Annotated in this window: 11 protein-coding genes; 5 read left to right on the top strand and 6 right to left on the bottom strand. The window is 65.2% G+C overall.

The genetic code is table 11. The features are described from left to right. The 3 genes from VN706_01725 to VN706_01735 all read right to left on the bottom strand — a co-directional run. Positions 1 to 212: ankyrin repeat domain-containing protein (locus VN706_01725; GenBank protein ID HXT14318.1), on the bottom strand; the 212-nt coding region annotated here is incomplete at its 3' end. 162 nt (positions 213 to 374) lie between these two features. After that, positions 375 to 917, bottom strand: a complete 543-nt coding sequence (locus tag VN706_01730) for an NUDIX hydrolase (protein ID HXT14319.1) — start codon at positions 915 to 917, stop codon at positions 375 to 377. A gap of 48 nt (positions 918 to 965) precedes the next feature. Continuing rightward, the gene (locus VN706_01735) at positions 966 to 2,636 is read right to left on the bottom strand and encodes a PQQ-binding-like beta-propeller repeat protein (GenBank protein HXT14320.1); all 1,671 of its coding nucleotides are present in this window, start codon (positions 2,634 to 2,636) and stop codon (positions 966 to 968) included. 65 nt (positions 2,637 to 2,701) lie between these two features. Between VN706_01735 and VN706_01740 the strand changes: the two genes are divergently transcribed. Further along, a complete protein-coding gene (locus tag VN706_01740) occupies positions 2,702 to 3,805 on the top strand; it encodes an MBL fold metallo-hydrolase (GenBank protein ID HXT14321.1) in 1,104 nt (367 codons plus the stop codon). A 3-nt stretch (positions 3,806 to 3,808) separates the two neighbouring features. Next, positions 3,809 to 4,375 carry a 2OG-Fe(II) oxygenase gene (locus VN706_01745; GenBank protein HXT14322.1) on the top strand — a complete coding sequence of 189 codons (567 nt, stop codon included), beginning with the start codon at positions 3,809 to 3,811 and terminating at the stop codon, positions 4,373 to 4,375. 10 nt (positions 4,376 to 4,385) lie between these two features. Here VN706_01745 and VN706_01750 read toward each other — a convergent pair whose 3' ends face one another. Continuing rightward, positions 4,386 to 4,937, bottom strand: a complete 552-nt coding sequence (locus tag VN706_01750) for a nuclear transport factor 2 family protein (GenBank protein ID HXT14323.1) — start codon at positions 4,935 to 4,937, stop codon at positions 4,386 to 4,388. An 89-nt stretch (positions 4,938 to 5,026) separates the two neighbouring features. Between VN706_01750 and VN706_01755 the strand changes: the two genes are divergently transcribed. Then, entirely contained in the window at positions 5,027 to 6,142 is a 1,116-nt protein-coding gene (locus VN706_01755) for a hypothetical protein (GenBank protein HXT14324.1), read from the top strand. A gap of 96 nt (positions 6,143 to 6,238) precedes the next feature. Here VN706_01755 and VN706_01760 read toward each other — a convergent pair whose 3' ends face one another. Next, positions 6,239 to 7,342 carry a chorismate mutase gene (locus VN706_01760; GenBank protein ID HXT14325.1) on the bottom strand — a complete coding sequence of 368 codons (1,104 nt, stop codon included), beginning with the start codon at positions 7,340 to 7,342 and terminating at the stop codon, positions 6,239 to 6,241. Positions 7,343 to 7,437: 95 nt separating this feature from the next. On the opposite strand from VN706_01760, the gene VN706_01765 reads away from it, so the two are divergent. Then, positions 7,438 to 8,148, top strand: a complete 711-nt coding sequence (locus VN706_01765) for a methyltransferase domain-containing protein (GenBank protein HXT14326.1) — start codon at positions 7,438 to 7,440, stop codon at positions 8,146 to 8,148. Beyond that, a complete protein-coding gene (locus VN706_01770) occupies positions 8,112 to 9,242 on the top strand; it encodes a hypothetical protein (protein ID HXT14327.1) in 1,131 nt (376 codons plus the stop codon). Before VN706_01765 ends, VN706_01770 begins: the two co-directional genes overlap by 37 nt. Here the strand turns inward: VN706_01770 and VN706_01775 are convergent. Continuing rightward, positions 9,232 to 10,159, bottom strand: a 928-nt coding sequence (locus tag VN706_01775) for a mechanosensitive ion channel family protein (protein ID HXT14328.1), incomplete at its 5' end; no start/stop codon positions are given. The two genes, VN706_01770 and VN706_01775, sit on opposite strands and share 11 nt — an antisense overlap.

Consider the following 10,159-nt stretch of genomic DNA (forward strand, 5'->3'; position numbering starts at 1 on the left):
TCGCCGAAATGCGCGGCATAGAGCATCGGCGTCGAGCCGTCGGCGGCCCGCGCATTCGCATCGGCGCCCGCAGCGAGCAGCGCGCGGACTTCTGTCGGATTGGATGTCTGCGCTGCCTCGAGCAGCTTCGCATCGAGGTCGGATGCTCCCGAGGCGCCAACAGAAATGACCAACGCCGACGCGAAGGCACCGATTCTGGACAACGTTCTCACGCCTCTCCTCCAAGTCGAACTGTGCGCGTCAACGCCTACAAGGCGTCGCCTCGGGCGGCAGCTCGATCCGCGCAACGGCAGGTCGCTCCGGCTATCAGCTCGGAGCGTATTGATGATTTGACAAACCGTCAATAACAGCTGAGGGACGTCGCCAGCGCGACGTCAGCGCGCCATCTGCCACCACATCAACCCCACCATGCCCAGAGCTGTGGCCAGCTCTCCGCCTTCCTTGAGCATGCGCTCGACCCTCTCGACGGGGATCTTCACGACCTCGAGCTCCTCCATCGGATCGAGCTGCTGCTCGGCGACGGACGCCACGCGCGGGATGTAGATCGTCGTCGTCTTGTTGTTCATGAACGCCGGATTGGGGAGCACGGTTCCGATGACACGCGCATCCGGCCCCGCGTAGCCCGTTTCCTCGAGGAGCTCGCGCCGGCCGGCCGCGAGCGGCTCCTCGCCGGGCTCGACCAAGCCGGCAGGAACCTCCAAGGTGAAGGTCCGCGTGCCGAAGCGCCACTGGCGCACGAACAGCATCTCGTTCGCGTCGGTGATGGCGACGACGTTCACCCAATCCGGCGCCAGCAGTCTGTCGACGGTGTGCTCTCGACCCGTGACGGGTGAGCGCACCACATCGCTACGCACGGTGAATATCCGCCGCTCGTCGGGCGCACCCTCGGAAACTTCTTCCCACGGCTCAATCTTCATCGTCACCCCGTAACAGCGCTTTCGCACGGCCGATATGCGCTCTCACGTTTACGGCAACGCGAACACCTGAATTCGGGTCTCGGTCGCGGCGCCGGGCCAAATGCCGGACTTCATGCCGGACGCCACGCCGATTCTTTGCCTACCCGCTGCGGAATAGCTGACGATTCCGCCGCCGATCGACTGGCCGGTGTCGAGCTCGTACAGCACCGCGCCGCTCTCGGCGTCGAACGCGCGGAAGCGGCCCGTGAGATCGGCAGCGAAGACCAGGCCGCCGGCCGTCGGTGTCACTCCCGCGACCACGGGCGCCGGCGCGGCGAACTTCCAGCGCACGGCGCCGGTGTCCGCGTCGAATGCCGTGATCCAACCTCTCGCCGTGTCGGGCGGTTCTTGGATCTCGCCGACAGCCGAGCCGAACCAGATCGCGCCGGCCGACGGCACTGTGACTTCCTGCGCGAGCTGCACGCTCGCACAGAAATCGACGGCGCCCGTATACAACGTGTTCAACGCGGGATGGAACGCGGGGCCGTTCCACTCGTTGCCGCCTTGAATGCCGGGGCAAAAGCGCACGCGCTCCGTGCGCGACAGCGGGACGTCGACGTTCTTGCGCGTCGTCGTCGGCGACTGAAACAGCGTCGGCAAGCGCGCGCCGAGCTCTGCGTTGGTCGCAAGTGCGCCGCGGTCGAGCACGGACAGCAGGCCGTCCTTGTTCGCGGACGCGACGATCGTCCTACCGCCGCGCGTCGTCCCGAGCACAGGCGGGGCGTTCACGTCCCAGTCGTGCGAATCGCGTTTGACGAGCTGGTTGTAACCGAGCAAGCGGCCGGTTGCGGCGTCGAGGGCGATCAGCGAGTTCGCGTACAAGTTATCGCCGCCGCGTGCTTCCACGTCGAAGTCCGGCGCGGGATTGCCCGCCGGGACGTAGAGCACGCCGCGCTCCGCGTCGAGCGCGAACGAGGTCCAGAACGCGCCGCCCGTGATCGGATAGCGATCCGAGTTCGGCCACGTTGCCCGCACGGCGGGGTCGTCGGGCACGACGTCGAAGCGCCAAACGACTCGGCCATCGCGCGCGTCGAGCGCGTACACGTGGCCGGTGACACCCGTCTGGTCGCCGCCGGCGTTCCCGATGAAGACGAGCCCGTTCGCGGAGATCGGCGCCATCGGCATCGAGAGGCCCGGTGTCCCTGCTCCTTCCGTCGTAACGTCCCAGAGCGTGTGGCCATCAGCCGCGTCGAGCGCGAGCACGTGAGCGTCGGACGTGCCCCTGAAAAGCCTGCCGTCGAGGTATGCGAAGCCGCGCTGCACGCCGAGCGGCGATGGCCGCGAGCTCTGCCGCTCGACGCGCCACTTCTCTGCGCAGGTGGCCGCGTCGATCGAGTAGGAGCCTCTCTCGGTCGTGAAATACATCGTGCCGTCGACGACGATCGGGCCGGCCTGCATCGCGACGACTTCCGGCAGCACATACGTACACGCGACGCGAAGCTGCGCGACGTTGCCGCGATCGATCTCGGCGAGCGGCGAGAACCGGTCGCCGGCGAGCGTCCGGTTGTACGCGGGCCAGTCGGCGGCCGCGACGTTCTGTGCCACGGGCGCAGCCGCAGGAGCCGAGGACGCGGCGCTCGCCGCCGGTTCCGACGCGGGACCCCCGCCGCCGCACGCGGCCAGGAGATGAGCGCAACCAACCGTCGTGATGCCGAAACGAAAGCCCTGGCGGCTTTTCATGGATGAGCTCCGCGAGTAGAAAGGCGTACGATGACCGGCGCCGTTGTTGTTCAGGAGAACGCCCAATGAGTCGCCAAACGAGTCTAGCACTCATGATTGCGTTGCTGCCGACCGCGCTGGCGGCGCAGCAAAGGACGACGCTCGACATCTACGTCATCGACGTCGAAGGGGGCAACTCGACGTTGTTCGTGGCGCCGTCCGGCGACTCGCTGCTGATCGACACCGGCAACGGCGGCCAGGCGGCCGCGCGCGACGCGGGCCGAATCATGGCGGCCGTGCAGGATGCCGGGCTCGCGCGCATCGATCATCTGATCACGACCCACTATCACGGCGACCACTTCGGCGCGATGAGCGAGATTGCCGGTCGCATTCCGGTCGCCGAGTTCATCGACCACGGCGCGAACGTGCAGGCGAACCCCGCGACCGACACGTTCTTGAATGACGTCTATCCCGGGCTATACGCGAAGTCGAAGCACACCGTCGTGAAGCCCGGCGACCGCTTGAGCGTGCGCGGCGTCGATGTCCGTATCGTCGCCGCCGCCGGCGCGCCGATTCGCGACGCGGTTCCCGGTGCTGGGCAAACGAATCCGCTGTGCGCCACGCATCAGCCGAAGGAGGACGACCCGAGCGAGAACGCACAATCGGTCGGCAGCCACTTCACGTTCGGCCGGTTCCGCGCAGTGCATCTCGGCGACCTCACGTGGAACAAGGAGTTCGCGCTCGCGTGCCCGCGCAACCTGCTCGGCACCGTGGACTTGTTCGTCGTCACGCATCACGGGCAGCCGATCTCGAACGCTCCAGTGCTAGTGCACGCACTCGCGCCGCGCGTGGCCATCATGAACAACGGCACGCGCAAGGGCGGGCAGCCCGACGCGATGAAGGTCCTGTTCTCGTCTCCGGGACTCGAGGATCTTTGGCAGCTGCACTTCTCGCTGCTGAGCGGCCAGGAATACACCGTGCCCGGCGCGTTCATCGCCAACGTGGTCGACGAGCAGCCGGCGTCGCTGCCGATCGAGCCCATCGCGGCTCCCGCGCCGGGTGCCGCCGCACCGCCGCCGCCCGCGCACAACGGCCCCGCATTCTGGATCAAGGTATCGGCACGCGACGATGGGTCGTTCACCGTGACGAACGCGCGCAACGGCTTCAGCAAGAGCTACGCGGCTCGCTGAGCCATGAGCGAAAAAGAGCTGTCGCTCTTCCAGCCGTATGCGACGGCGCAGAGCTTTCTGAGCGCCGAGGAGATGGATCGGCTGATCGCCGAGCACGCTCCACTGCTCAGCGAGGGGAAACTCAGCTTCGGCAACACGGACGCGAACCTCCGCCGCTCGCGAGTCTCATTCCTCGCTCACGAGCAAAAGCACTCGTGGCTCTATCAGCGGCTGTGGGCCGCCGTGCAGGTCTGCAATCCACAGTGCTTCGACGTCGACGTCGTCGGCGTGGAAAACAACGTCCAGGTCGCGCGCTACGACAGCGCCGAGAGTGGCTTCTACGATTGGCACTACGACTTCGGGCCGGCCAAGCCGACGCGCAAGCTGTCGATCTCGGTCCAGCTCTCGAACTCAGAGGAGTACGACGGCGGAGACTTGGAGCTGCTGTACGGCAACGTGCCGAAACAGCTCGACCGAACCCGAGGCGCCTTCATCATCTTTCCGAGCTTCATGCTGCACCGCGTGACCCCGGTGACCCGGGGCACGCGCTGGAGCCTCGTCGCATGGATCCATGGCAAGCGGTGGCGCTGACGCCCGCGGCTTACTCCTTCCAGCCTTCGGGCAGCTCCGTGCCGCCTTTGATCAGACGCGTCTTGTAACGCCAGTGCCCGTCGACTTTGACGAAGGTGCTGTATTCCTTGCCCTGTGTGATGACCTTGACTTGCTCGCCCTGCTTTTCGATCACGTACTCGGTGTAGACGAGCTGTGCCGTCGCGGTGTTGCTGCCGCCGTGCACGACGATGAGCGGGTTGTCGACCGCCACGATGAAGGAATAGCGCGGCGGAGGAGCCGCACGCGGCGCCTGCCCGGGAGCGCGGCCGTACGCTTCCATGATGCCGTTTCTGCCCTTGTAGTGGCGCTCGCCGAGGATCAGCTCGGCGTCTTCGGCATAGAAGTCCGCGAAGTTTTCGGCGTTCTCCCGGCCGAAATTGTTGTAGTAGCGCGTGATGAGATCCTGGATCTGCAGCCGATCGACGAGTGTCGCGGCGGTGACCTCTTCCGCGCGCGCGCCCGAGACCATCGTCAGCGCAAAACACGCGACGCCCAAAGCGCCCAGCAGTACTCTACCCAGTGAATGTCCGATCGTTTTCATTGCGACTACCCCCAGTTCTAAAGTGCTCCGCGGAGAGCATAGACTAAGATACAGCGACGCGTTCGACACCCACTCCGAGGAGCTCGGCAATGGCAATACGACTGGTCGGTTCCGCTGGCGCTGTCTCAATCCTCATTGGCGCGGCCATTCTCGTCCCGGCTCCGCTTGCAGGTCAGGAACCGGTTGCGGCCCCACCGCTCGTGGTCACGGCGTTCGGCGACAAGCCCGCGCCTCCGTACGCGGGGCGCCGGACCTCTTGGGGTGAGCCGGACTTACAGGGCGTCTGGTCGAGCGACGACACCGGCGGTATTCCGATGCAGCGGCCGGAGCAGTTCGGCGATCGGCTGTATCTCAACGAGCAAGAGCTTGCGGAGCGCGCCGCGCAGGTCGAACGCGGCGTCCAGCGGGCCGAGAACGAGGCGACCAGCAGCTTTCGCGGCGACTTCGCGCGCCGCGCGTTGCCGCAGACGTCTTTGATCGTCGACCCTGCGAATGGGCGGCTGCCCGCCTTCACGGAGGAAGGCACGAAGCGGCCGATGCCGCGCGGCACCTATGGCAACGGACCGCTCGACAGCTATACAGACTTTTCGGGCTATGAGCGCTGCATCACGCGCGGTATCGCCGGCTCGACGCTGCGCGTCGTCTACGGCAACGGACAGCGCATCGTGCAGGCGCCCGGCGTGGTGGCGCTCTCGTACGAGATGGTGCACGACACGCGCCTCATCTATACCGACGGTCGGCCGCACATCAACCAGGCGATACGTCAGTATCTCGGCGATTCGCGCGCGCGTTGGGAAGGCGACGAGCTCGTGGTCGAAACGACGAACCTCACGGACCGCACCGCGATCGGCCCCAACGGCAACGGCAATCGTCACAGCGCGCAGATGAAGATGACCGAACGCTTCAAGCGCGTGGCCGAGGACGTCCTCCAGTACCAATTGACCGTTGACGATCCCGTGACTTACGCGCAGCCGTTCACGCTGTCGCTTCCGCTCACGCCGCTCGACGGCGGACAGCTGTTGCCCTACGACTGCCACGAGGGCAACTATGCGATCCTGCAATCGCTCGGCGGCGAGCGAGCCGAGGACCGAGCGCTCGAGGCGGACCGAAAGAAGGGAATCATTCGTGAGCGACGTCCCGTGCAGGGTGGGCTCGGCGTTGGCGGTCAGCCGATCAGTGAAGGCGCCGGGATACCGGTGCGATAAGCTCGCTGCCCGACGTTGAGCCCGCGGTCAGCGCTGCGATTCCGCGCGAACAAACCGCCCGAGCTCGTCGCCCGAACGTGAGGATTCCCGGGTGCTCTAGGGCGCGCTCTCGGCGGGTTCTTCGTTGATCACTTCGCTCTGCCGCTTCACGGACTCGCGGTGAATGATCTCGTAGAGGGCGCGCGCGTATTCCGGCGACAGTCCCAGCTCAACCGCGCGACCGAGCCGGTCTTCGAGCAGCGCGGTCCAACGCGCCACCTGGAGCGTCGCCACGTTGTTGGCGCGCTTGTACTCGCCGATCTCCTCGATCACTCGCATCCGTTTCGCGAGCAGGTCGAGCAGGTCGTGATCGAGGTGGTCGATGCGGTCGCGAAGCACTTCGAGCGACGCCACGTACGCGGCGTCGGCCGACGTTTCACGCCTCACCTTGAGCAACGCGATGATCTCGGTCAGGCGCTCCGGCGTGACCTGCTGCGCGGCATCGCTCCAGGCGTGGTCAGGATTCGGATGGGTCTCGATCATCAATCCATCGAGCCCGAGATCCATGGCCTGCTGCGCGACGTCGAGGATCATGTCGCGCCGGCCCGTCATATGGCTCGGGTCGGTGATCATCGGGACATCGGGATGCATCCGCCGGAACTCGATCGCCAGCTCCCACATGGGTGCGTTGCGGTAGCGCTTGTTCCCCGCGACCGAAAAACCGCGGTGGATGACGCCGAGCTTGCGAACACCGGCCCGGTTGACGCGCTCCAGCGCGCCAATCCACAGGCCCAGGTCGGGACTTGTCGGATTCTTCACCAGCACGGGCACCGTGACACCGCGAAGTGCGTTGGCGATTTCCTGCACCGAAAACGGGTTCACGGTCGTCCGAGCGCCAATCCACAAGAGGTCGACGCCATGTTTGAGCGCGACTTCGACATGGCCGGCGGTGGCCACTTCGGTGGCCGTCTTCATGCCGAACTGGTGTCCGACCCTCACGAGCCACGGCAGCGCGGCGTCGCCGATGCCCTCGAAGTCTTCCGGGCGAGTACGCGCCTTCCAGACGCCGGCGCGGAAGTAATCCACTCGCGCGCCGCGGAGTCGCTTGGCCGTTTCGGCCAACTGCTCTTCGCTTTCCGCGCTGCAAGGCCCCGCAATGACGAGGGGACGACCTTCGACTCCGGACCATGCGGCGAGCGACGAGGTGACGAGCGTGCTCATCGCGCCGTCCTCAGGCGAGTCGCATGTGGCTGGCAGCGGGTGTCATTGCCCGCTAGTCTATCGTGGTCAACCGCACTCCGCTTGCAGGAGACCACATGAAAGTCGGTCACGACATCGAAACCAAGCGGGCCAGCTGGTCGTTCGACGGAAACGTCGCCGATACGTTCGTCGAGCACGTGCGCCATTCAGTACCCATGTACGACGCGGGGCACGACCTCGTCTGTTCGATCAGCGACTACTTCGTGCGCGAGGACAGCACGTGCTACGAGATCGGCACGTCGACGGGCCAGTTGCTGCGAAAGCTGGCGACGCATCATGCGGCCAAACCCCAGGTCCGATGGGTCGGCATCGATCCCGTCGAACCCATGGTCGAAAAGGCGCGCGCGTATTGCACCGGTGTTTCGAACATCGAGATCATCTGCGACGACGCCATCACGCACGACTACGCGAAGACCGACCTCTTCGTCTCGTACTACTGCATCCAGTTCGTGCAGCCGCGGAATCGCCAAGAGCTGATCAACCGGATCTACGAACGCCTCCACTGGGGCGGCGCCTTCGTCTTGTTCGAGAAGGTTCGCGGCCCAGACGCCCGCTTCCAGGACATGAGCGTCGCGCTCTACAACGACTTCAAGGCGAAAAACGGCTTCAGCGCCGACGAGATTCTCAACAAGACGGCGAGCCTCAAGGGTGTCCTCGAGCCCTTCTCGACCGAAGGCAACCTCGGCCTGCTTCGGCGTGCCGGCTTCACCGATATCATGTCGGTGATGAAGTGGGTGTGCTTCGAAGGATTCCTCGCAATCAAGTAGCGCTCCTCGGTCGGTTTCCGCTGCCTCTGAGCGTTTTCGTTTTCACAGGGGACTTCATGAAGGCCAGCTTGATCATGGCGACCACGTTGGCGGCCGCTGTCGCGCTGAATGCCGCGCAAGCTCAAACGTTCAAGGTCAATAAGTTCAACATCGGCGGCGAAGGTAGTCACGATTACATCGTGGCCGAGGCGGGCGGCCGCGTGTTCGTCTCTCGCGAAACTCACTTCATGGTCGTCGATGGCGGCACCGGGCAAGTCCTGGGCGACATCACCGACTTGCCCGGGGTGCACGGCGCCGCTCTCGTCCCGAAGTGGAATCGCGGGTTCACGACCAACCGCGGCGATTCCACCGTTACCGAGTTCGATTTGAAGACGTTCGGCGCAATCAAGAAAATCCCGATCGCCGTCGGCGGGCTAGACGGGATCATGTACGACGATTCGATCGATCGCGTGATCCTGACCAACCACAGCCGACCCGTCGGCACCGCGGTCGCTATCGATCCGAGCACCGGGGCCATCACCGGCACCGCGGAGCTCGAGGACGATTCACCCGAAGGGGCTGCGAGCGACGGCGCCGGCAGGCTGTTCGTCAACAACGAAAGCAAGAACACGATCCAGGTCATCGAGGCGAAAACCATGAAGGTGCTCGCCTCTTGGCCGATAGCGCCCTGCGAAGGCCCAACCGGAATCGCCTACGACAAAGCGTCGAAGCGGATTTTTTCCGGCTGCAGCAAAACGTCGGTGGTCGTCGACGCGGGCTCAGGCAAGGTTGTGGCCACGATTGCGAACGGTGACGGCGTGGATGCGCTCGGCTGGGACCCGGCCGAAAAACTGATCTACATTCCCGCCGGCCGCGACGGCATCGTCACCGTCGCACATCAGGACTCCGCGGACCGATACACGGTGGTTGGCACGGTCGCGACGATGCAAGGCGGCAAAACGATCGCGGTGGATCCGGTGAAACACGTGGCCTACGTGTTTGCCCCCGAGTATGGTCCGGCGCCCGCGCCGGCGGCGGGCGGTCCACCGCCGGCGAACGGCCGTCGGCCTCGCGGTCCTCTGATCGGCACTTGGTTCTTCGCCATCAGTCACTGAGTTGCGTCAACGCTGGCTCGGGCCTCGACGTGGCGTCCGTGCCGCCGCGCACCGCCTCGAGCAGGGCTCGCGACATGCGCTCTTCGACCTCGGACGCGCGCTGTAGCGGCACCGGATACCGAACGATGGCTTCGATCGAGTCGTGCGAGAACCGCAATTGAACTTGCGCTTGCGCCTTGTCCCCGGTGTCCCACGACGACGTCTTGTTCAGCTCACGCGTTTGCCGCTCGAGCTCTTCGCGATACTTCTCGAGCACGCGGGAGGCCGCGCCCAGCAACCGCTCCTTGATCGACGCGTAGTCGGCGTTGCCCGGCAACGTGAGGCTCGATTCGCGCCACACCAGGCTGACGCCCGGAATTTGCTTGAATATCCCGCCGGACGCCTGGAATACGACCGAGTTCGCGAGCGCGACGACACGGCCGGTAGGGCCGTCTTGCGGCCCGATCTCCATCAGATGCAGTCGTACCAGACCGAGATCGATGACCTCACCGGACACGTTACCGATTTGGACGTGGTCGCCGACACGCAGGCCGTATTTTCCGATCAGGAAGAAGTATCCGACGATCGACACGAGCACGCTCTGCATCGCGACGGCGATACCGGCAGTCAAGAGCCCGGCGAACGTTGCAAACGAGCTGGCTTCCGTCGCAAATGCGATGCCGACGATCACGAGCGCGAGGGCCCAGACGACGATTCGGCGCACGAGCAACAGCTGATGTCGACGCCGTGTCTCCTGCACGTACTTGAACACCGCACGCTTCCAGACCTCGCCGCCGACAAACACGGCAGCGAGCAGCAGAGACAGCAGCGCGACGCGAGCCGCCAGCGCCTTGAGCGCCGCTCGGTACTGAATCCGAGTATTGTCGCGCCAGCTGTCGAGATTGCTGCGGTATTGCTCCAGCAGCACGCCGGCCTTG

The organism is Gemmatimonadaceae bacterium (assembly GCA_035606695.1).
GTDB lineage: Bacteria > Gemmatimonadota > Gemmatimonadetes > Gemmatimonadales > Gemmatimonadaceae > JAQBQB01.

What these genes read in the sequence shown, in the direction of transcription:
- VN706_01755 (HXT14324.1), top strand. Translation starts at nt 5,027, where the DNA reads ATGGCAATACGACTGGTCGGTTCCGCTGGCGCTGTCTCAATCCTCATT.
- VN706_01760 (HXT14325.1), bottom strand. Translation starts at nt 7,342, where the DNA reads ATGAGCACGCTCGTCACCTCGTCGCTCGCCGCATGGTCCGGAGTCGAA.
- VN706_01730 (HXT14319.1), bottom strand. Translation starts at nt 917, where the DNA reads ATGAAGATTGAGCCGTGGGAAGAAGTTTCCGAGGGTGCGCCCGACGAG.
- VN706_01765 (HXT14326.1), top strand. Translation starts at nt 7,438, where the DNA reads ATGAAAGTCGGTCACGACATCGAAACCAAGCGGGCCAGCTGGTCGTTC.
- VN706_01750 (HXT14323.1), bottom strand. Translation starts at nt 4,937, where the DNA reads ATGAAAACGATCGGACATTCACTGGGTAGAGTACTGCTGGGCGCTTTG.
- VN706_01745 (HXT14322.1), top strand. Translation starts at nt 3,809, where the DNA reads ATGAGCGAAAAAGAGCTGTCGCTCTTCCAGCCGTATGCGACGGCGCAG.
- VN706_01740 (HXT14321.1), top strand. Translation starts at nt 2,702, where the DNA reads ATGAGTCGCCAAACGAGTCTAGCACTCATGATTGCGTTGCTGCCGACC.
- VN706_01735 (HXT14320.1), bottom strand. Translation starts at nt 2,636, where the DNA reads ATGAAAAGCCGCCAGGGCTTTCGTTTCGGCATCACGACGGTTGGTTGC.